At 62.9% G+C, this 22,021-nt stretch carries 18 protein-coding genes; 11 read left to right on the top strand and 7 right to left on the bottom strand.

Features of this window, described 5'->3' with window-relative positions:
• The first annotated feature begins 277 nt into the window (after nucleotides 1–277).
• From rph to hemW, 3 genes are all read left to right on the top strand, one after another.
• Nucleotides 278–1,006, top strand: coding sequence for a ribonuclease PH (gene rph / locus ACP7DW_RS12710; RefSeq protein ID WP_070259333.1), 729 nt, complete (start codon nucleotides 278–280; stop codon nucleotides 1,004–1,006).
• 138 nt (nucleotides 1,007–1,144) lie between these two features.
• Entirely contained in the window at nucleotides 1,145–1,729 is a 585-nt protein-coding gene (gene rdgB / locus ACP7DW_RS12715) for an RdgB/HAM1 family non-canonical purine NTP pyrophosphatase (protein WP_426055645.1), read from the top strand.
• Nucleotides 1,726–3,000, top strand: coding sequence for a radical SAM family heme chaperone HemW (gene hemW, locus ACP7DW_RS12720; protein ID WP_426055644.1), 1,275 nt, complete (start codon nucleotides 1,726–1,728; stop codon nucleotides 2,998–3,000). The genes rdgB and hemW overlap by 4 nt, the downstream gene beginning before the upstream one ends.
• Here hemW and ACP7DW_RS12725 read toward each other — a convergent pair.
• The 5 genes from ACP7DW_RS12725 to zwf all read right to left on the bottom strand — a co-directional run bounded on the left by ACP7DW_RS12725 (nucleotide 2,997) and on the right by zwf (nucleotide 9,944).
• Entirely contained in the window at nucleotides 2,997–4,172 is a 1,176-nt protein-coding gene (locus ACP7DW_RS12725; RefSeq protein ID WP_426055643.1) for a tetratricopeptide repeat protein, read from the bottom strand. The two genes, hemW and ACP7DW_RS12725, sit on opposite strands and share 4 nt — an antisense overlap.
• A 151-nt stretch (nucleotides 4,173–4,323) precedes the next feature.
• Complete coding sequence (locus ACP7DW_RS12730) at nucleotides 4,324–6,063, bottom strand: methyl-accepting chemotaxis protein (RefSeq protein WP_426055642.1); 1,740 nt, start codon at nucleotides 6,061–6,063, stop codon at nucleotides 4,324–4,326.
• A 232-nt stretch (nucleotides 6,064–6,295) separates the two neighbouring features.
• On the bottom strand, nucleotides 6,296–7,231 hold the full coding sequence (gene tal, locus ACP7DW_RS12735; RefSeq protein WP_426055641.1) for a transaldolase: 936 nt from the start codon (nucleotides 7,229–7,231) through the stop codon (nucleotides 6,296–6,298).
• Nucleotides 7,232–7,505: 274 nt separating this feature from the next.
• Complete coding sequence (locus tag ACP7DW_RS12740; protein WP_034750862.1) at nucleotides 7,506–8,360, bottom strand: SIS domain-containing protein; 855 nt, start codon at nucleotides 8,358–8,360, stop codon at nucleotides 7,506–7,508.
• Nucleotides 8,361–8,471: 111 nt separating this feature from the next.
• A complete protein-coding gene (gene zwf, locus ACP7DW_RS12745) occupies nucleotides 8,472–9,944 on the bottom strand; it encodes a glucose-6-phosphate dehydrogenase (RefSeq protein WP_100874099.1) in 1,473 nt (490 codons plus the stop codon).
• A gap of 549 nt (nucleotides 9,945–10,493) precedes the next feature.
• On the opposite strand from zwf, the gene ACP7DW_RS12750 reads away from it, so the two are divergent.
• On the top strand, nucleotides 10,494–11,447 hold the full coding sequence (locus ACP7DW_RS12750; protein WP_426055640.1) for a chemotaxis protein: 954 nt from the start codon (nucleotides 10,494–10,496) through the stop codon (nucleotides 11,445–11,447).
• 320 nt (nucleotides 11,448–11,767) lie between these two features.
• Nucleotides 11,768–13,174 carry a methyl-accepting chemotaxis protein gene (locus ACP7DW_RS12755; protein WP_426055639.1) on the top strand — a complete coding sequence of 469 codons (1,407 nt, stop codon included), beginning with the start codon at nucleotides 11,768–11,770 and terminating at the stop codon, nucleotides 13,172–13,174.
• 4 nt (nucleotides 13,175–13,178) lie between these two features.
• On the opposite strand, the gene ACP7DW_RS12760 is transcribed toward ACP7DW_RS12755, so the two are convergent.
• Together ACP7DW_RS12760 and pgi are read right to left on the bottom strand one after the other, a co-directional pair.
• Entirely contained in the window at nucleotides 13,179–14,075 is an 897-nt protein-coding gene (locus ACP7DW_RS12760; protein ID WP_426055638.1) for an SMP-30/gluconolactonase/LRE family protein, read from the bottom strand.
• A 14-nt stretch (nucleotides 14,076–14,089) separates the two neighbouring features.
• A complete protein-coding gene (gene pgi / locus ACP7DW_RS12765) occupies nucleotides 14,090–15,754 on the bottom strand; it encodes a glucose-6-phosphate isomerase (protein WP_426055637.1) in 1,665 nt (554 codons plus the stop codon).
• 336 nt (nucleotides 15,755–16,090) lie between these two features.
• Between pgi and edd the strand changes: the two genes are divergently transcribed.
• From edd to ACP7DW_RS12795, 6 genes are all read left to right on the top strand, one after another.
• Nucleotides 16,091–18,004, top strand: coding sequence for a phosphogluconate dehydratase (gene edd, locus ACP7DW_RS12770; RefSeq protein WP_426055636.1), 1,914 nt, complete (start codon nucleotides 16,091–16,093; stop codon nucleotides 18,002–18,004).
• 3 nt (nucleotides 18,005–18,007) lie between these two features.
• Nucleotides 18,008–18,637: a bifunctional 4-hydroxy-2-oxoglutarate aldolase/2-dehydro-3-deoxy-phosphogluconate aldolase gene (gene eda / locus ACP7DW_RS12775; protein WP_070222407.1), complete on the top strand. Its 630-nt coding sequence runs from the start codon at nucleotides 18,008–18,010 to the stop codon at nucleotides 18,635–18,637.
• Nucleotides 18,638–18,733: 96 nt separating this feature from the next.
• Nucleotides 18,734–19,213 carry a Rhs element Vgr protein gene (locus tag ACP7DW_RS12780; protein WP_426055635.1) on the top strand — a complete coding sequence of 160 codons (480 nt, stop codon included), beginning with the start codon at nucleotides 18,734–18,736 and terminating at the stop codon, nucleotides 19,211–19,213.
• Nucleotides 19,214–19,420: 207 nt separating this feature from the next.
• The gene (locus tag ACP7DW_RS12785; RefSeq protein WP_426085155.1) at nucleotides 19,421–19,900 is read left to right on the top strand and encodes a TadE/TadG family type IV pilus assembly protein; all 480 of its coding nucleotides are present in this window, start codon (nucleotides 19,421–19,423) and stop codon (nucleotides 19,898–19,900) included.
• Complete coding sequence (locus tag ACP7DW_RS12790) at nucleotides 19,900–20,481, top strand: TadE/TadG family type IV pilus assembly protein (protein ID WP_426055633.1); 582 nt, start codon at nucleotides 19,900–19,902, stop codon at nucleotides 20,479–20,481. Before ACP7DW_RS12785 ends, ACP7DW_RS12790 begins: the two co-directional genes overlap by 1 nt.
• 36 nt (nucleotides 20,482–20,517) lie before the next feature.
• Nucleotides 20,518–21,918, top strand: a complete 1,401-nt coding sequence (locus tag ACP7DW_RS12795; RefSeq protein ID WP_426055632.1) for a vWA domain-containing protein — start codon at nucleotides 20,518–20,520, stop codon at nucleotides 21,916–21,918.
• Nucleotides 21,919–22,021: the final 103 nt, after the last annotated feature.

Here is a 22,021-nt window from a genome sequence, read left to right on the forward strand (position 1 = left end):
GCTTGAAATGCTCAAAGGATTCCCCGATTTGGTCTTGTATACAGTCACTTATACACTTAATCAGCCAGCGCAGGCAATACCGCCCGCGCCGCAAAACAGGACTGACGTGCGCGATGGCCTGAAAATTGCTGAATAGTGTGCGTTTTACGGCATTGTAAAGAAAATTGTGTTTGGCGGGGCAGGATTGTAGGGATCTTGTGCGCGGGCCGCCCTGCGCCGTGGCATGGCGCCGCGGTGGTAAAATCGCGGCCGCAACCCCAATCACACAGGACACCCCATGACATTTGAATCCCGCCCGAGCGGCCGCGCCGTCGACGCGCTGCGCGCCATCCGCATCACCCGCCAGTACACCAAGCATGCCGAAGGCTCGGTGCTGATCGAGTGCGGCGACACCAAGGTCATCTGCACCGCCAGCATCGAAGACAAGGTGCCGGGTTTCCTGAAGGGCAAGGGCCAGGGCTGGTTGACGGCCGAGTACGGCATGCTGCCGCGCTCGACGCACACGCGCATGGACCGCGAAGCGGCGCGCGGCAAGCAGTCCGGCCGCACGCAGGAAATCCAGCGCCTGATCGGCCGCTCGCTGCGCGCCGCCTTCGATCTGCAGGCGTTCGGCGAACGCACCCTGCATCTCGATTGCGACGTCATCCAGGCCGACGGCGGCACGCGCACGGCCTCGATCACGGGCGCCATGGTGGCCGCGTATGACGCGTTTTCCCAGCTGCAGGCGCGCGGCGCGATCGCCGCCATCCCCGTGAAAAGCTTTGTCGCCGCCATCTCGGTGGGCGTCTACCAGGGCATGCCGGTGCTGGACCTGGACTATGTGGAAGACTCGGGCTGCGACACGGACATGAACGTCGTGATGACGGAAGCGGGCCACTTCATCGAAGTGCAGGGCACGGCCGAAGGCGCCGCGTTCGACCGCGCCGGCATGAACCGCTTGCTCGATCTGGCACAGGGCGGCATCGCCGACCTGATCGCCATGCAGAAGCAAGCATTGGGAATCTGATCTTTACATAGATTTACATCCGCTGGCCCGCCGCGCGGGGCAAAAAACCCACACCTGCCGCTTCTGGCGGCAGCGGCGGGGCGCGGTGAGGGGGGCGCAAAAGGTTTACAATGTCGGCACTTCAACCGGACTACTGACATGACCCAACGCCTCATCCTCGCCTCGAATAACGCCGGCAAGCTCAAGGAATTCAACGAGCTGCTCTCGACCATCGGTTTTTCCGTCCATGCCCAGGGCGAGTACGCCGTGCCGGAAAGCGACGAACCATTCCACACCTTCGTTGAAAACGCGCTGCAAAAGGCGCGCCACGCGTCGCGCCTGACGGGCTTGCCGGCGTTGGCCGACGATTCGGGCGTGTGCGTCAATGCGCTCGGTGGCGCGCCCGGCGTGTATTCGGCCCGCTATGCGGGCGAGCCGAAATCGGATGCCGGCAACAGCGCCAAACTGATCGCCGACCTGGAAGCGCATGCCGACAAGTCCGCCTATTACTACTGCGTGCTGGTGTACGTGCGCCATGCGGACGACCCGCAGCCGGTGATCGCCGACGGCCGCTGGAATGGCGAGATGATCACCACTCCGCGCGGCAACGGCGGCTTCGGCTACGATCCGCATTTCTACCTTCCCGCGCTGGGCAAGTGCGCGGCCGAACTGACGTCCGATGAAAAGAACGCGCTGTCGCACCGTGGCCAGGCCCTGCGCGCGCTGGTGGAAAAGCTGCGATGATCCCGATCAAACTGGTGGGCGCCGTTGCCAAGTCGGCAGCCAGGCCGAATACCGCTGCCGCGCCGCAGGAAGGCATTTCCGGCGCGGCCGGGGCGGCCCTGAAATACCTGCAGCCGGGCGCGCTGAACCTGACGGCCCTGCCGCCGCTGTCGCTGTACATCCATTTCCCGTGGTGCGTGAAAAAATGCCCGTATTGCGATTTCAATTCGCACGAGGTGCGCGGTGACTTGCCGGAAGCGGAGTACCTGGCGGCCCTGAGGCTGGACCTGGAAATGGCGCTGCCGCTGATCTGGGGCCGCAAGATCCACACCATTTTCATCGGCGGCGGCACGCCCAGCCTGATGTCGGCGGCGGGGCTGGACCGGCTGATGTCGGACGTGCGCACCCTGCTGCCTCTGGAGCCCGATTGCGAAATCACCATGGAAGCCAATCCGGGCACCTTCGAGGCGGAAAAATTCAAGTCTTACCGGGCCAGCGGCATCAACCGCCTGTCGATCGGCATCCAGAGCTTCAATGGGCGCCATTTGCAGGCGCTGGGGCGCATCCATGACGACAACGAAGCGCGCCGCGCGGTGGACATCGCGCACGCCAATTTCGACAATTTCAATCTCGACCTGATGTACGCCCTGCCCACGCAAACCCTGGCCGAGGCGCGGCAGGACCTGGAAACGGCGCTGTCGTTCGCGCCGCCGCATTTGTCGCTGTATCACCTGACCTTGGAACCGAACACCCTGTTCGCCAAGTATCCGCCCGCGCTGCCGGACGACGACGCAAGCGCCGACATCGCCGACATGGTCGCTGAGCGCGCGGCGCAGGCCGGTTACGGCCGCTACGAAGTGTCGGCCTATGCGCAGCCGGGCCGCCAGGCCAGGCACAACCGCAATTACTGGGAATTTGGCGACTACCTGGGCATCGGCGCGGGCGCGCACAGTAAAATCTCGTTCCCGCACCGCGTCTTGCGCCAGGCCCGCTACAAGCAGCCGCGCGCCTACATGGACGCGGTACTGGCCGGCAATCCCGTGCAGGAAGAGCGCGAACTGGCGCGCGAGGAGATGGGGTTTGAATTCATGCTCAATACCCTGCGCCTGACGCAGGGTTTCTCGCCGAACCTGTTCGCCGAGCGCACGGGCCTGGCCATCAACGCCATCGAGCAGCCGCTCAATGCGGCCGAAGCCAAAGGCTTGCTGTTCCGCGACCACCAGCTCATCCGCCCGACGGAACGGGGATTGTGCTTCCTGAATGACCTGCAGCAGATGTTCCTGGAAGATTAATGCGCGGTGGTGGCGCGCAGGCGCTGCAGCTTGGCCGCATACATCCCGTGCTCGCTGCGCGTGGTGCTGTTGTCCATCGCCAGTTCCAGTTGCCGGTCCGCCTGCGCGAGCTGGCCCAGGCGCGCATACGCCTGCGCCAGCCAGAAGTGGAATTCATGGTAGTACGGGTCGCGCGCGATTTCGCGTGAAAACAGGCGGATCGCCTGTACGTAATCGTTTTGCTGCATGGCCGCCTTGCCCAGGTTGAAGTAGTGGAACGGCGGCTGCGGCTGCAGCGCCAGCAGGCGCCGGCGCAGCGGCAGCGCTTCATCGGGCAGGCCGGACGCTTCCAGGACTTGCGCCAGGTTCGACAGCAGCAGCGTGTTGTCCGGCGCGCGCAGCAGCGCATGGGCCAGCGTGCGCCGCGCTTGCGCCAGGTCGCCATGGCGGAACTGGATCACGCCCAGGGTGTTGTAGGCGCCGTTGAACGAGGGATCCTGCAGCAGCGCCGCCCTGGCCCACCAATACGCCTGGTTCAGCTGGCCCTCGCTCATGGTTTCGGCGGCGCGGTTGTTCATGTACATGGCCAGCACGGTCGCTTCGCTGATTTCGCGCGTGCGGTAGCCCGCCACGTCGCCGGACGGCAGGAAGTCGATCACCATCAAGCCCTTGGCGTCGTAGTTATTCCCGTTTTCGCCCAGGCGCTGGCCCAGTACCAGGTTGACGTGGCCGGCGACAAAATACATGTCGCCGCTGCGGCTCCAGCTTTCTTCGCCCAGTACCTCCTGGTAGCGCACCTGCAAGCCCAATTCATGCGCCAGCGCCGCCGTCATGATCACCAGCGACAGGCAGTTGCCGCTGCGCGCCTCAAACGTTTCGCGCGCATTGCGGGTCTTGGCCGCATCGTATTCGAGTTTCAGCCTGGATTTGTCGTACAGCGCCTGGTACAGCGCCACGCGGGGATTGCCGTTGCGCGCCGTGTGCCGCACTTGCGTCTGCACATACTGGCGCATGGCGTCGCTGAGGGCGAAGACCTGGCCGGCATCGATGGCGCTGGCCGGCGCAAAATCGCTATCGTTGAAGATGGGATGCAAGCTGACGGGCGGTGTGGCGGCGCAGCCGGCCAGCGCGGCGCAGAGGAGGGCGGCAAGCAGGCGCATGACGCAAGCGGCGCAAACAAGATAGGGACGCATGGTCTCTCCCTGAAGGCGCCGGCTGTCTCATGTCGCGGTGGCGCGCCAGTCCCACCTGAAACCAGTATCGGCGCGCCTGGCGCCGCTGTCAAATAGTTTCAAGCGCCTTGCCGCCTGCATGGCGCTTGAAGCAGGGTTTAACACCGCGGGCTTAAAACTCTTCCCAGTCCTGCTCGCCGGCGACGGGCGATGGGGTTTTTCGCGCCGCAGCACCGGCAGCCTTGGGTGCGGCCGGCTTGCTGGCCGGCGCCTGGGGCGGGCGCCGCGTTGCCAGCCGCGGCGGGGCGGCGCTGGCGGTCCTGGCCGGCCGCGCGGCGCGTACCGGCGCCGCTGCCGGCGTCACGTGTTCGAGCTGGAAGCCGGCCGCCACCTGCGCCAGGCGCGCCGCCTGGTCCTGCATGCTTTCGGCCGCCGCCGCCGCTTCCTCCACCAGGGCCGCATTTTGCTGCGTTACCTGGTCCATCTGCGCGATGGCCTGGTTGACCTGGTCGATGCCCATGCTTTGCTCGGCGCTGGCGGCCGTGATCTCGGCCATGATGTCGGTGACGTGGCGCACGCTGTCGACCACTTCGCTCATGGTGCTGCCAGCCTGCTGTACCAGCCGCGTGCCGTTGTTGACCTGTTCCACCGAGTCGCCGATCAGGGTCTTGATTTCGCGCGCCGCTGCCGCCGAACGCTGCGCCAGGCTGCGCACTTCCGTGGCCACGACGGCAAAGCCGCGCCCCTGCTCGCCGGCGCGCGCCGCCTCGACGGCCGCGTTCAAGGCCAGGATATTCGTCTGGAAGGCGATGCCGTCGATGACGCCGATGATGTCGACGATTTTCGTCGACGCCGTGTCGATGGCGCCCATGGTGTCGACCACCTGGCTGACGATGTCGCCGCCCCGTTCGGCCACGCTGGACGCGGCGACCGCCATCTGGTTGGCCTGGCGCGCATTGTCCGCATTCTGCTTCACGGTGCTGGTCAATTCTTCCATCGACGACGCCGTCTCTTCCAGCGAACTGGCCTGCTGCTCCGTGCGCGCCGACAGATCCTGGTTGCCGGCGGCGATCTCGCCCGATGCCGTGGCAATCGCATTGGTACCCGTCTGCACTTCCGACACCACCTTGCGCAGCGCCTCGTTCATGCCGTGCAGCGCGCGCATCAGGTCGCCGATTTCATCGCTGGCCGCCGTGCCGAAATGCGTGCGCAAGTCGCCCGCGGCGACCGTCTCGGCTACCTTCACGGCCGCCTGCAGGGGCGCGGTGATCGAGCGCGTGATGAGCCAGGCACACACGCTGCCCAGGATCACCACCAGCGCGCACAGCAGCAACAACAGGGTGAAGCTGCGTCCGTTGGCCGCCTCGATCGCGTGCGCCGTGGCGTCGATGGCCTGGCGCTGCTGCGCCAGCAGGGCCTTGACGTTGTTCTGGTACCTGGTGGCGGCGGGCGCAAAGCTGTCGCGGTAAGCACTTTCCGCCAGGGCCGCATTGCCGCCCTTGCGCGCGTCCATCACCAGGGTCTTGGCATCCTGGTACTTGACGCGTTCCGCGATGGAGGCCTTGAAGATGGCCTTTTCTTCCTCGCTGACGAGCAACGTTTCGATTTTCTTCAGCAGCTCGCCGCCTTGTTTGGTGCTGTCGGCGATGGTCTCGGCAAACACGCCCGACAGGGTTTCATCCGTGCTCCGGGCGATCATCGAGGTGCGCGCGATGGCCGAGTAAATCAGTACATACCAGTCCGATACCAGACGTTCCTTGGCCAGCGGTTTTTCCATCATTTCCCGCGTCGCTTCGGCATTCACATGGGCACTGTACAGCGCGTAGGAAGTGGAAATCACGGACAGCAGCAGTACCAGCGCGAAGCCTGCCGCCAGGCGGGTGCCGATACGAAGGTGGGAGAGGGCATGCATGGTCATAACTCCTGTCGCAGAGGGATTAAGGTTGCCTGTGCGACATAGTATGCACTGATAAGTGACCAAGAGGTAAACGAAAAAATGGCCTGTTTTTGCTCACTGTTGCAGCCACGCACGTGCAACAGATCGCCCGCCTGGCGCTCGCTTCCACGCGGGCGGGCGAGGGCGAAACGAAAAAAAGCGGCGCCGTGCAATGCACGTACGCCGCTTCTTGCGGGGGCATAGGCGATTAACGCAGCGCCGCGATCATCTGTTTCAGCTTGCCGGAATCGACGCAGAAGGCGCGGATGCCTTCGGCCAGCTTCTCCGTCGCCATCGCGTCTTCATTCATCATGAAACGGAAGGCTTCTTCGTTGAGTGACATGTGCACGATGTTGGTCGATGGCGCCGCTTCGGCGCTCAGCTTGCGCTCCACGGGGGCATCGCTGTCGGCCAGCTTTTGCAGCAGGTCGGGGCTGATGGTGAGCAGGTCGCAGCCGGCCAGTTCGAGGATTTGCGAGGTGTTGCGGAAGCTCGCGCCCATCACCTCGGTCTTGTAGCCGAACTTGCGGTAGTAGTTGTAGATGCGCCGGACCGACTGCACGCCCGGGTCTTCCGCGCCCATGTAATCGATGCCCGTCGATTTCTTGTACCAGTCGTAGATGCGGCCGACGAAGGGCGAAATCAGTTGCGCGCCCGCTTCGGCGCAGGCGATGGCCTGCGCCAGCGAGAACAGCAGGGTCATGTTGCAGCGGATGCCTTCCTTTTCCAGGATGGCGGCGGCGCGGATGCCTTCCCAGGTGGAGGCGATTTTGATCAGCACGCGCTCGCGGGCAATGCCGGCGTTCGAATACAGGGCGATCAGGTCGCGGCCCTTGGCGACTGTACCTTCCGTGTCGAACGACAGGCGCGCATCGACTTCGGTCGAGACGCGGCCGGGGATGATTTGCAGGATTTCCTCGCCAAACGCGATCAGCAGGCGGTCGATGATTTCGGCGTTGGAGGCGTGCGGATGGTCGCGCACGGCCTTTTCCAGCAGCGGCTTGTATTCATCCTTCTGCACGGCCTTGAGGATCAGCGACGGGTTCGTCGTCGCGTCGCGCGGCGTGTAGGCCTGAATCGATTGGAAGTCGCCGGTGTCGGCCACCACGGTAGTAAATTGCTTCAGTTGTTCGAGTTGGTTCATGGCTGCACGGGAAAGAGTGAATGGGCTTGCCGGGGTATTGTACCGAATGCGGGACGGCGGCGGCGCTTTTAACCCAAGGGCTAAAGTGCCGGGGTCGGACCCTCAGGGTCCGACCCCAGTTGTGGCTTTTGGGGTAAAGCAGGCGGTATCCGTGGCGGGAGGGAATGCTTGTCTTGCACCCCAAAACTGAGTGCCGGGGTCAGACCCGGCGGGGGAATGCGCCCCAGTGAGGCGCATTCCGATCACGCAGTGACTGACCCCGGATTGCCGCTTTTTAGCCAATAAACGAATCGAACTGCATGTCGAATTCCTGCAAGGCCTTCTGTGCATTCTGCATCTTCTTGCGGAATTCAGGCCCGCGCTGCAGGGCCAGGCCCACGGCCAGCACGTCGATCACCACCAGGTAGGCCAGGCGCGCTGAAATCGGGGTGTAGGGGTCGGTGTTGAAGACCAGGTCGATCGGGATCAGCACCGTCGCCAGGTCGGCCAGCGGCGTGCCCGATGGGGCCAGCACGACGACGTCGGCGCCGCCGCGGCGCGCCAGTTTCACGGAGCGCACCAGGGCGGGGCTGTTGCCGCGCTGCGAGATGGCCACCAGGCAGTCGCCGCCGCGCAGCAGGGCTGCTGCGATGCTGTGGATGTTCGGATCGCTGTAGGCCACCGTCGGCACGCCCGAGCGGAAGAACTTGTGCTGCGCGTCGGCCGCCACGATACCGGAGGTGCCCTGGCCATAGAATTCGATCTTGCTGGCGCGCGACAGGATGTCGAGCGCGCGCTGGATCGCTTCCGGGTTCAGGTTGTTGCGCAGGTCGAGCAGGGTGTTGATCGAGCGGCTGCAGATTTTATTGACCAGGTCGGCCGCCAGGTCGTCCTGCGCCGGCTGCTCGTTCGCACCCGGCATGGCCAGGGCCAGGCCCTGCGCCAGTTTCAGCTTGAATTCATGCCAGCCGTCATAGCCCAGCGTGCGGCAAAAGCGCACCACGGTCGGTTCCGACACCTGCGCGCTTTTCGCCAGCGCCGTGATGTTCTGGCTGACCGTCTGGTTCGGCTGGTCAAGCACGGCCAGCGCGACCTTCTTCTCCGACTTGGAGAGCGAATCGAGCTGGGTGCGGATGGAGTCAAGCAGCATTAAATTAGTCTTTTGTTTTCGGGAAGCGGTGAAGCAGGGAATTCGCGGAGCAAAGCTCTGCGCCTGCGTAACGGCCTGCCCATGCATGGGCAGGCTCCTTGCCTTGCTAGCTTAGTCCTCTGGCAAGGCTTCTTCACGCCACTGCAAGCCATCGCGGCCGATCAGGGCACTGGCGGCCGCAGGGCCCCAGGTGCCGGCCGTGTACGGAATCGGCGCGCTGTCGTTCTGTTCCCAGTTGTCGAGAATCGGCTCGACCCATTCCCAGGCCGCTTCCAGTTCGTCGCCGCGCATGAACAGGGTCAGCTGGCCGCGCAAGACGTCAAGCAGCAATCGCTCGTAGGCGTCCATGCGCGGCGTCTTGAACGATTCGCGGAAATCGAGTTCCAGTTCCGCCGGTTTCAAACGCATGCCGTCGCCCGGGGTTTTCGCCATCAGGTTCATGCGCAAGCCTTCGTCCGGCTGCAAACGGATCACCAGGCAATTCGGCTGGAAGCTCGACGTGGGCTGGTTGAAGATCGAGTGCGGAATCTGCTTGAAGCGCACGACGATTTCAGCCAGGCTGTCGGCCATGCGCTTGCCCGTGCGCAGGTAGAACGGCACGCCGGCCCAGCGCCAGGTGTCGATTTCCGCCTTCAGCGCAACGAAGGTTTCGGTGCGCGAATGTTCCGGGGCGTCCGGCTCGTCGCGGTAGCTCGGCACGGTGGCGCCATCGACGTGGCCGGCGCGATACTGGCCGCGCACGATGTTTTGCGCCAGGGTGGTGGGCGTGAATTTTTTCAGCGAGCGCAACACTTGCAGTTTTTCATCGCGCACGGCGTCCGGCGCGATCGAGGTCGGCGGTTCCATGGCGACGATGCACAGCAGTTGCAGCAAGTGGTTCTGCAGCATGTCGCGCAGCGCGCCGGAGGTGTCGTAGTAACCCATGCGGTTGCCCACGCCCAGTTTCTCGGCGATGGTGATCTGCACGTCGGAAATCCATTCGCGGCGCCACAGCGGTTCGAACAGGATATTGCCGAAGCGCAGGGCCAGCAAGTTCTGCACGGTTTCCTTGCCCAGGTAATGGTCGATACGGTAGATCTGTGATTCCTGGAAGACCTTGCCCACTTCGGCATTGATCTGCTTGGCGCTGGCCAGGTCGCGGCCCAGCGGCTTTTCCAGCACCACGCGCGAATTCGGCGTGACCAGGCCGTTGTCTTCCAGGTTGTCGCAGATCAAGGCGAACAAGTGCGGCGGCGTGGCCAGGTAGTACACACGCGTCAGCTCGGCATCGCCGCGCAGCGCTTCGACCAGCGGCGCGTACGTGGCCGCATCGCTGGCGTTGAGCGACACATACACGATGCGCGCGCAAAATTTGCTCCAGGTGGCGGCATTCAGGGTGCTGGCCTTGATGTGGGGACGCGAGTTGGTCTCTACCATCTTCAGGAAGGCATCCTGGCCGCTGTCCTGGCGGCCCACACAGATGATGCGCGCCGTCGGCGGCAAATCGTTCGCGACGTCGCGCGCATACATTGCAGGCAGCAACTTGCGCATTGCTAAATCGCCGCTGCCGCCAAACAGGACCAGGTCAAAATCGGTAAGTGCCATAAGTGAGTGTCGTCGCAAAAGTAAAAGAGCCGGAGCGGGGAGGAGGCCGACCGGAAGTGCCAGTCTGTCGTTACTATATTCGTGGTGTAAATTTACTACGTAGAACAGGCAATTGCAAGAAATTTTACTACATTCCATTCATTGGCGTCGCAGTTTTGCCCGGTATGCTGGCAGGCGGCGCTGGCACGACCATTATATGCCGTTCGCTGGCGCAGGTGCGCCGTCACGCCTGGCGCCTGGCTTTTCAAAGCAACCATGGTTGCCAGGGAAATTTTCGGTTCTCTCCATCATCATTTGCGCTGTAGCAACAAGCAAATCAAGAAATGCTGTCAGGATCGCCGATAGCAGCGTAAAGTAGCTTTAAGGAAAGTAAAAAAACGTATAATTCAAGCTGAAATCGATAGCAACTATTGGTTGTACTACACTGCACCGTTAGCGCCGGCCATGCCCCGAACCCGCCATCCGACGTCCGTGCGACGTGCAGTCCGCACTGTTCGCAGCATCACGGGCAGGCAGACTTAACTTTACAAGACGGCTTAAGGGGACACAATGAATTCAATGCAGCAAGATGTCGATGAACGCACCAGCCTGACAGGCAATAACAAATTCGAACTGTTCCTGTTCAAGCTGGGCACCAGCGATCACTCGACCAGCCGCGAACTGTTCGGCATCAATGTGTTCAAGGTACGTGAAATCATGGAGATGCCGGCCATTACGGCGGTGGCCGGGTCGCACCCGCACATGCTGGGTGTGGTCAATATCCGTGGCCAGATCGTGCCCGTGATCGACTTGCCGATGGCGGTCGGTTGCAAGAGCAGCGGCTTGAAGATCCTGATGGTGACCGAATTTGCCCGCTCGACACAGGCGTTTGCCGTGGAAGAGGTCGATGAAATCGTGCGCCTGGAATGGAATCAGGTGCTGTCGGCCGAATCGAGCGTCGGTGGCGGCCTCGTCACCAGCATCGCCCGCCTCGATGGCGACACGGACAAGACGCGCCTGGCGCAAGTGCTCGACGTGGAGCAAATCCTGCGCGACGTGTTGCCGTCGGGCGACCCTGACGTCGACAAGAACAGCATCGGCCCGCAAGTGCGCTTGCCTGCCGGCGCCGTGATCCTCGCGGCCGACGATTCCTCGCTGGCGCGTTCGCTGATCGAGAAGGGCCTCGAAGCGATGGGCGTGTCCTTCATCATGACCAAGACGGGCAAGGAGGCGTGGGAACGCCTGCAGGCGATCTCGGCCCAGGCGGCGACCGAAGGCAAGACGGCGAAAGACAAGGTCGCGCTGGTGCTGACCGACCTGGAAATGCCGGAAATGGATGGTTTTACCCTGACGCGTAACATCAAGAACGATGGCCGCTTCGCCAACATCCCCGTGGTGATCCACTCGTCGCTGACGGGTTCGACCAACGAAGACCACGTCAAGGGCGTGGGCGCCGATGGGTATGTGGCGAAATTCGTGGCAGCGGAACTGGCTGACACCATCCGCAAAGTGCTGGCCCGTTAAAGTGCGCTGACACCGCCGCACGCCGCCTGGCGTGCGGCTCCTGGTGCATTTTAAGTATTCCCTCGTGGCAATGTATTGCCACAATTCACGTATAATGCGTTCCCTGGATCCGTGGGGCCGCACGCTCGTACTTTGCTGTGCCACCCTTCGTCCTCCTGCGCAGGCCGTCTTTCACGCCGCCTGGCGCACCACTGGCTTGCGGGCCGCCCCTGTCGTTGCGGCCCAGCACCTGCCGCTTGTCCTGATCAATCCTGTTCGTACCGGAATGGCGCCTGCCTGGCGCTTTTTACGCGTGGACAGATATTAATGAAGAGTGAATTATGTATCTATCTCCCTTGCGGGCGGTCGCCGTGCGCGCGGACCGCGCCATGCTGGTCGTCCTATGGCTGCTGGCCCTGGTGTCGGCTGGCATTGCGAACTGGTACGGCACCTGGCATCTCGTTGCCAAGGTGGCTTTGCCGGTCGCCTTGCTGCCGACCCTGCTTTTTCTCGCCCGGCCCGGCAGCCTGGCCACGCGCTGCGTCAATGCCGTCGCCATCATGCTGATGGCCGCCTTGCATATCGAACAAGGTGCAGGCTTGACAGAGTTGCATTTCGGCATTTTCGTCTATCTGGCGCTGCTGGTGCTGTACCGCGACTGGCGCCCCGTGATCGTGGCCGCGGCGACGATCGCCGCGCACCACTTGCTGTTTTTTTATTTGCAACAAGCAAGTTATGGCGTGATGTGTTTTAGTACGCCTGGCCTGGGCATCGTTTTCCTGCACGCCATGTTCGTCGTGGTCGAGTCGGCGGCGCTGTGTTATGTGGCCGTGACCTTGCGCGCCAGCACGCGCCAGGGGCAGGAACTGGAACAAATGGTGTTGGCCCTGGGCGCGCATGTGGGGCAGATGGATTTGCGGCCGCCGCAGCGGGCACCCCGTAATGCGCTGGGCCAATCGCTGGCGGCCATGCTGGCGACCATGCGCGGCACGCTTGCCGGCGTGCGCGATGGCACCGATAGCATCGCTGCAGCGAGCGCCGGGATCGCCATGCATAACGCTGCGCTGGCGCGCCGTACGGAACGCCAGGCTAGCGATGTCGAGCGGACGGTGCGCGCGATGCAGGCGCTGACGGACGCGGTGCGGCGCGGTGCCGGCCATGTGGGACAGGCCGATGCGCTGGCGTCACGGATGTCGGCCGAGGCGGGGCAGGGCGGTGGCGCCATGCGCGAGGTGCAGGCCAGCATGGGCCGTATCGAGGCGTCGTCGAAGAAAATAGTCGACATCATCGGCGTGATCGATGCGATTGCCTTCCAGACGAATATCCTGGCCTTGAACGCGGCAGTGGAAGCTGCGCGTGCAGGCGAACAGGGGCGAGGCTTCGCCGTCGTCGCCGCCGAGGTACGCGGGCTGGCGCAGCGCTCGGCCGGCGCCGCGCGTGAAATCAAGGCATTGATCGGCAATACGGTGGAGACGGTGGCGCTGGGCAGCGGCCTGGTGGAGCGTGCTGGCGCCACCATTTTGCAAGTGGTCGACAGCGTACAACATGTGACGGCCATCATGGGCCAGCTGCGCACGGCATCGGACGAACAGGCGCGCGACATTCACGCCATCAATGAAGTGGTGGCCGCGTTTGATGCCAGCACGCAGGAAAATGCCCAGTTGGTGCAGGAAAACGCGGCCGCGTCGGCGGCCATGCAGCGTCAGGCGCAGCAGCTTGCCGCGCTGGTGCTGGCCTTTAGATTGTAAATACTCAAGCCTGGTACGGCGTTTCCGGCTGGCCCGCCACGTCCACGCGCACGGACAGCACGTGGCCGCTCAACGGGTGGTCGGCGAGTTCGGCGGCGGAACGGTTGTGGCTGGCGCTGGTGATGTACAAGGTGCGCAGGTCGGGGCCGCCGAACGTCAGCATGGTGGGGCAGCGCACGGGCACGGTAATTTCACCGAGCAGATGGCCATCGGGGGCGAAGCGCAAGATCTTGCCGCCTTCAAACATGGCCGACCAGTAATTGCCTTCGCTGTCGACGGCTGCGCCATCGGGGCGTCCGCCGTAATCAAGCGCTTTCTTGTCCGTGGAAAAACGCTGGAACGGTTGCGGCGCGGAAATGGCGCCCGTGACCGCGTCGAAGTCGAAGCGGTCGATGCGGTGCGTGGTGGTATCTGCGTGGTACATGGTGCGCTTGTCGGGGGAAAAACCCAGGCCGTTCGACACGGTCATGCCGCCCGACCAGACCTTGCGGACTTGACCCTTTTCCAGCACGAACATTTCCGCCGCATCGGCGCTGCGCGGCTCGAAAATCGTGCCGACCCAGAAGCGGCCTGCCGGATCGACCTTGCCATCGTTGAAGCGCGTGGTGGCCATGTCGAATGGCGCCGCGGCGATTTGCGCCAGGCTGCCCGTCTTCGTGTCGAGATGGGCAAAGCCGCTGCGCAAGGCCACGATCAGGCCGCCGCCCGCATTGATGGCCAGTGCCGACGGTTCCGTCGGCATGCTCCACTGCTCATGCTTGCCGCTGGCCGGGTGCAGCCGGTGCACGGCGCGGCCATCGATGTCGACCCAGTACAGGGCCGCTTCCTTGCCATGCCATAGCGGGCATTCGCCCACTTGCATGGGCTTGTCGCTGACTACTTTGATTTCGTAAATATTCATAAACCTCAATTAAGTTAATACGCCGCCTTGGCGGCTTTCGCCAAGGCAATCAAGCCATTGGTCGAGCTGTCGTGGTGGTCGGGACGGGCTTCGCCCGTCAGTTCGGCCTGGATTTTCTTGGCCAGCACCTTGCCCAGTTCCACGCCCCACTGATCAAAACTGTTGACGTTCCACAAGACGCCCTGCACGAAGGTCTTGTGTTCGTACAGCGCGATCAGGGCGCCCAGGGTGGTCGGGGTCAGCTGGTCCATCAAAATGGTGTTGCTGGGGCGGTTGCCGGGGAAGGTCTTGTGCGGCACCAGCGCTTCGATCTCGCTGTCCGGCAAGCCTTGCGCCTGCAGGTCCATGCGCACTTCCTCGCCCGTCTTGCCCGTCATGAAGGCTTCCGACTGGGCGAAGCAGTTGGCCAGCAGGGCGTCGTGGTGGCCCGGCAAGTCGTGCGTGGCGCGCAGGGCGGCGATGAAGTCGATGGGGGTAATATCGGTTCCCTGGTGCAGCAGCTGGAAATACGCGTGCTGCGCATTCGTGCCGCAATCGCCCCAGATGACGGGGCCGGTCGGCACGTCGACGGGCACGCCATCCTTGGTGACGCGCTTGCCGTTGCTTTCCATGTCCAGCTGTTGCAGATAAGCGGCAAAGCGGCTCAAGTCCTGGTGATACGGCGCGATGGAGACGGAGCCGCAATCGAGGAACTGGCGGTTCCAGAAGCCGACCATGGCCAGCACCACGGGCATGTTCTGTTCCAGCGGGGCCTGGCGGAAGTGCTGGTCCATCGCATGCGCGCCGGCGAGGAAATCGCTGAAGTATTCAAAGCCCACGGACAGCGCCACGGCCAGGCCGATCGACGACCAGACGGAATAGCGGCCACCGACCCAGTCCCAGAACGGGAACATGTTGTCCGGCGAAATGCCGAACTCGACGATGGCTTGCGTGTTGGTCGAGACGGCCACGAAGTGCTGCGCCAGATCCTTTTCTTCGCCTTCGAGCAGGAACCAGGCGCGCGCCGTATTGGCGTTGAGCATGGTTTCAGCGGTCACAAAGGTTTTCGAGGCCACGATGAACAAGGTTGTTTCCGGATCGACCTTCGACAGGGTCGCTTCCATGTCGTGCCCGTCGACGTTGGACACGAAGTGCATTTCCAGGCCCGGGTTGGCATACGAGCGCAGCGCCAGGCACGCCATCTTCGGGCCAAGGTCCGAGCCGCCGATGCCGATGTTGACGATGTCGCAAATCGGCTTGCCCGTGTGGCCGAGCCAGCTGCCGTTGCGTACCTTGTCCGTAAACGCCTTGACGCGTTGCAGCACATCTTGCACGTCGGCATCGATATCCTGGCCATCGACCACCAGCTTCGTGCCGCGTGGCGCGCGCAAGGCGGTATGCAGAACGGCCCGATGTTCGGTAAGATTGATTTTCTCGCCAGTGAACATGGCTTCGCGCTGCGCTTCCACGCCGCGTTCGCGCGCCAGATCCATCAGCAGGCGCATGGCGGTGGCGTCGACGCGGTTCTTCGAGTAATCGAGCAGCAGTCCTGCCGCATCGACCGTCATCGTCGAGAAGCGTGCGGGGTCAAGAGCGAACAGCTGGCGCAGATGCACTTCGCGCAGGCTGGCGCTGTGCGCTTGCAGGGACTGGAAACTGGCGGTGGCGGTGATGGCAGGAGTAGGTTCTGGCTGGCGCATGGCGGTCGGCTTGGGTGCTTGTCTCGGTTGAAAGGAGCGCGGCGCGTTCGGCGTGGCGAACAGCGGATCCGGCGTTGGTAGGAGAATAATACATCACAAAAACGTAATTTCACTACAGTTTGTGACGCGAAGCCGATTTTGTCGTGTTTTTTTTCGCGATTGCGGCAGCCACCTATAAGAGATATGTTGGCGGCTGCGGATACGCGATATTGCCTGGGTTGGCTTTGATACGCGGCAATTTGTGGCTTATTTCTGTTGTTGACCCATGCAAGAGTGCTTCTTCTTCAGCATTTTGTAGTAAAATTTCACGAAATACTCATTTTTAAGGAAATCCATATGGCGCTGCATCCAGTAGTCGAATCCGTAACAGCGCGCATCATCGCGCGCAGCCGGCCATCGCGCGGCGCCTATCTGGCGCATCTGGATGCGGCCCGCATCCAGGGCGTGCAGCGCGGCGCCCTGTCGTGCACCAACCTGGCGCACGGCTTTGCCGCCTTTCCCGCCAACGACAAGCTGTCGCTGAAAGAATACAAGAAGCCGTCCGTGGCCATCGTTTCCTCGTACAACGACATGCTGTCGGCGCATCAGCCGTTCGACGGCTTCCCGCAGATCATCAAGCAAGCCGTGCGCGAAGTGGGCGCCGTGGCCCAGTTCGCCGGCGGCGTGCCCGCCATGTGTGATGGCGTGACGCAAGGCCAGCCGGGCATGGAACTGTCGCTGTTCTCGCGCGACACCATCGCCATGTCGACGGCCGTGGCGCTGTCGCACAATATGTTCGATGCGGCCCTGTACCTGGGCGTGTGCGACAAGATCGTGCCGGGCCTGTTGATTGGCGCGCTGCACTTCGGCCACTTGCCGGCCGTTTTCGTGCCGGCCGGTCCGATGACCTCCGGTTTGTCGAACCAGGAAAAAGCCAAGGTGCGCCAGCTGTATGCGCAAGGCAAGGCCACGCGCGAAGACTTGCTCGAAGGCGAATCGAAAGCCTACCATGGCGCCGGCACCTGTACCTTCTACGGTACCGCGAACAGCAACCAGATGCTGATGGAAGTGATGGGCCTGCACTTGCCGGGCGCCGCCTTCATCACGCCGAACACGCCGCTGCGCGATGCGCTGACCAAGGCTGCCGCCCAGCGCGCCGCCGGCATCACGGCGCAAAGCGCCAATTACTTGCCAGTCGGCCATATCGTCGACGAGAAATGTATCGTCAACGCCGTCGTGGGCTTGCTGGCCACGGGCGGTTCGACCAACCATACCCTGCACCTGGTGGCCATCGCCAAGGCGGCCGGCATCGTCATCGACTGGAATGATTTCAATGAACTGTCGGCCATCGTGCCGATGCTCACGCGCATCTACCCGAACGGCGACGCCGACGTGAACCATTTCCACGCGGCCGGCGGCACGGGCTATTTGATTCGCGAACTGCTCGATGCGGGCCTGCTGCACGAAGACGTCAACACCATCCTGGGCCACGGCTTGCGCGCGCACTGCATGGAGCCCTTCCTCGGCGAAGACGGCAAGGTCTTCTGGAAAGACGCGCCGGCCGCCAGCGCCGACGAAAACGTGCTGCGCCCGGCGTCAAACCCGTTCGCGCCGGACGGCGGCATGGTCCTCGTCGCAGGCAACCTGGGCCGCGCCGTGATGAAGGTCTCGGCCGTCAAGCCGCAGCACCGCACGGTCGAAGCGCCAGCCCTGGTGTTCAATTCGCAGGAAGAGTTCATGAATGCCTACAAGGCTGGCACCCTGGACCGCGACTTCGTCGCCGTGCTGCGTTTCCAGGGCCCGCGCGCCAACGGCATGCCGGAATTGCATGCGCTCACGCCCGCGCTGGCCAACCTGCAGGATGCGGGCCGCCGCGTGGCGCTGGTCACCGATGGCCGCATGTCGGGCGCGTCGGGCAAGGTGCCGGCCGCCATCCACGTCTCGCCTGAAATCCTCGCCGGCGGCCCGCTGGGCCTGGTGCGCGACGGCGACATCATCCGCCTCGACGCGTTTACCGGCGTGCTCGAGGCGCTGGTGCCGGCCGATGTCTGGCATGCGCGTGCGCTGGTCACGGCCGATTTGTCGCCGAACCACGTCGGCATGGGCCGCGAGCTGTTTTCCATGTTCCGTTCCACCGTCAGCGCGGCGGAAGAGGGTGCTACCACCTTCGGTCTGCCGTCGCCGATTCCCACCACCGTCGCCTTGCACGACGCCGACAATGTCGGTGATACCGTACCGGGTTCCGATGAAGACTTTTTGGCTAGGAAATAAGAGATGACCATGACACTACTGGAAATTATGCGCACGTCGAGCGTGATCCCCGTGATTGCGATCGACGATCCTGAACACGCCGTACCGCTGGCGCGCGCGCTGGTGGCGGGCGGTATCCGCGTGCTGGAAGTGACCCTGCGCACCAAGCACGGCCTGGAAGCGATCCGCGCCATGTCGGCCGTGCCGGGCGCCATCGTCGGCGTCGGTACGCTCACCCGCCCCGAGGAATTCGTCCAGGCGCGCGATGCGGGCGCCGTGTTTGGCGTCTCGCCAGGCTTGACCTCGGCCCTGGTGGCGGCGGCGAAAAGCAGCGGCCTGCCGCTGCTGCCAGGCGTGATGACGCCCGGCGAAGTGATGGCGGCGCGTGAAAACGGCTTCCAGCAGCTGAAACTGTTCCCGGCCGTGCCGGCCGGCGGCATCGGCATGCTCAACGCCATCTACGGCCCGCTGCCGGACATCACCTTCTGCCCGACGGGCGGCATCTCGCAAGAGACGGCGTCGCAATTTTTGGCATGCAAGAACGTCGCCTGCGTGGGCGGTTCGTGGCTGACGCCGAAAGACGCGATCGCGGCCGGCAACTGGGACCGCATCACGGAAATCGCGAAAGCAGCCAGCGGTCTTCGCCTGGCGTAAGCGGTACCGGCGCGGCAGGCTTGCCTGCCTGCCGCGCTTTCTTCTCTTCTTCCTATGCGAGTCTTGCGCCGCCCCCTCACCATTGGCGAAACCGCCATGGCCCGCAGCGTCTTCCAGGGCGCCATCGACTACGCGCGCGTGCGCGTCGTGCGCGGCTCCTTTCTACCCTTCGGCTTGCAGGACCAGAACACGGCGATGACGCCGCGCGGCAGCCTGCATTTCATGCCGGCCCAGTACCGCGACGATTTTTCCCGCGAAGGCCACGGCGGCAAGCTGTTCTTCATCCATGAAATGGTGCACGTGTGGCAGTACCAGCTCGGCTACAGCGTGCTGCTGCATGGCGCGCTGCTGGCGCTGCGCGGCGGCTACATCGGGCAGCGCGCCTACCGCTACGACGCGCAGGCCGGCGGCGTCCTGTCCGACTTCAACATGGAGCAGCAGGGCGACCTCATCGCCCACTACTTCGGCGCGCGCCAGCTGGGCATTCCCGCCTACGTGGCGCAACTGCCGCAACTGCAGGACATCCTGCAAGGCTTCCTGCTCAACCCTGCCGACCGCAGCCTGCTGCCGCGCTAATTTTATTTCCCCCGCTCATTTCGAGCGCCCCTGATTTACCCGCATTCAGACCTTGACTTTCGTCTCAGCATTACCTAAATTAAATTATACAAAGAGCAATTTATTTGACTTTATTGCAACTTCGGCGCGAGACCGAGAGCAACCTGTCCAAGCGAGTAAATCATGCAGACTAGAAACATCTGTAAGGGAAAGTTGTGCCTGAAAAAAATGCCGCGCGGCGCGGCCTTGGTGGAGTTTGCCATGATCGCCCCTGTCCTCTTTTTTCTCCTCGCCATGATCATGGAACTGGGGGTCATGTTCTGGGTCAACCTGACAATGCAATACGCGGTGCGCGAAGGGGCGCGCTATTCCATCACGGGACAAAACAACCTCGACCCCGCCACGGCGAACAAGCAGCGTTACGAAGCGGTATTGCAAAGAATCAAGGATAGTTCGCTGGGGCTGTATGGCATGCTCAGTCCCGTCATCGTCGTCAATGGCGTGTCGCAAACGCCATCGGCGTACAACAACAATATGTTTGGCGCCGCCGGCGACATCGTCGTCTTGCAGGTGAACTGCACCTGGCCTGTCGTCACGCCCGCCTGGCGCTTGATGGCGCTGCTCAACCCCAGCCACCAGACCAGTGCCGGCTCGCGCAGCCAATACACATTCAGCGTGGCTGCCACCATGCGTAACGAGGCTTTCTGATGAACGCGCGCAAACTGCCAATCCGGCGCCAGAAGGGTGTGGCGGCCGTGGAATTCGCTCTCGTACTGCCACTCTTGCTGATGCTGGCCGTCCCCGTGTTCGACCTGGCGCGCATCGTGCAAGGCGACATGATCCTGACCAATCTGAGCCGCGAAGGCGCCAACCTGGCGTCGCGCTCCTCGCAAGACCCCCAGACCATCATGACGGCGCTGGCCATGACGACGCCGCCGCTGGACATGGCCACCAATGGCAGCATGTACATCAGCAAGATCATGGGCAATGGCCCTGGCAAGTCGAACGTCATACTGGAACACTACCGCTGGACGAAGGGGGCGCAGCAGCCGAGCCGGGTATGGACTTGCAACAGCTGGGCCACCGATGGCAGCGGCAAGTGCAGCAACATCCCCAGCGCCGGCTCGGCCATCAATGACGCCATGAGCAACCAGCTCGCTGATGGCGAAGTGATTTATGTCGTGGAAGGGCTTTACCGCTCGAGCATTCTGTTTGCCGGCATGAACCTGGGCTTCGGCGCCAAAACGCCGCAGCTGAGCGGCAACCTGTACGCCAAAACCATCTTCTGACATCCGGACGCCATCATCCGGTACCTGGAGGGCATCATGAAAAAACGTAACACGCCTGGAAAACAGGCCAAGGGACAGGTTCTCATTGTCGTGGCATTGTCGCTTGTCGTGCTGATAGGCACGGTGGGCCTGGCCATCGATTCGGGCCTGGGTTTCATTGTCCGCTCCAAGCTCAATTCTGCCGTCGATGCGGCCAGCATCGCCGCTGCCCGTTCCGTCACACAGGGCGTGGGCGAGGCCGCGCAACGGGCCAGCGCGCAGGCTGCCGCACGGAAATTCTTTGCCGCAAATTTCCCCTCCGGCTATCTGGGTGCCACGCCCAGCTTTCCCGATCCGACCGTCACGTTTGACGCGGGCAAGGTCACAGTCGACGCGTCGGCCACGGCATCGGTGCCGGTGACCCTGATGCGGGTGTTGGGCTTCAATTTTCTCAATGTCAGCGCAGCGGCGCAAACCATCCGCAAGGACCTGGACCTGGCGTTTGTGATGGATACCTCGGGGTCGATGGCGTCCGTGGGGCCGACCGTGATCAGCAGTGCGAAATTGTTCCTGACCAAGTTTAACAAGGACCTCGATCGAATGGCCCTGATTCATTTTTCGTATGGCGCGGTACTCGACAATACAATACGTACCAGCTCACGCGGCTTCGCCCTGAACGATACGGATGCGCCGACCGGCTCGGCGGACGGCAAGGGCATGAATACCCACATCGGCAAATACGTTTTTGACGGCTTGACCAATTCCGCCGAAGGCATGTGGAATGGGCGCAACCAGCTCAACAGCATTCCCCTGGCCCAGCGTTCCAGCCTGCGCGTCATCGTGTTTTTTTCCGACGGCACGCCGAATACCTTTTCTTCCGTTTTTACCTTCAAAAAACCTGCTGATTGCACCACGCCCGGCTCGCTGATCACGAACGATGCTCCGACCGGCACGCCGGCTGGCTTGTGGCAGATCAACATGCAGAGTTCGACGGCTGCGGGGAAGTGCTACCAGGGAACCGATATCGTCAAAAACCTCGATGCTGCCGCTTTGCCAAAATGGTACAACGCGCACAATCTGGCCGACCAGGAGTTCGCCATTTATCCTGGCACCACGCTGCGGCCCGTAAGCAACGATACCAGTACCAATGCCAAGACCTGGGTCAATGTCAATAATGCTTCGCGCAACCTGCTCGAAGCGATGGCCGCCAAGGCACGCTCGGAAGGCATGTATGTATTTACGCTGGGCCTGGGAACGCAGTTGACCACCGTCAATGGCCCCGTCGCTGGCGACACGGGCGAGAGTATCCTCAAGTGCATGGCCAACACGACCGATGCGCCATCGCGTTGCGCCACGCCGACGCAGCCGGTGGGCATCTATTGCCACGCGGCCAATGCCACCGAGCTCAAACCGTGCTTCGAGAAGCTCGCCTCGGCCATCTTGCGCATCAGCATGTAGTTGCTCGCCAGGCAGGTAACAGGGCCGGACACGCAGTCCGGCCTTTTTTTGGTTCATCGCGGCAGACGCCTTCACCGCATCAAGCGCGCGCCTGCGACGCAGA

The sequence above is a fragment of the Janthinobacterium sp. PSRC1-1 genome (assembly GCF_049897525.1).
GTDB classification, from domain to species: Bacteria; Pseudomonadota; Gammaproteobacteria; order Burkholderiales; family Burkholderiaceae_D; genus Janthinobacterium; species Janthinobacterium tructae.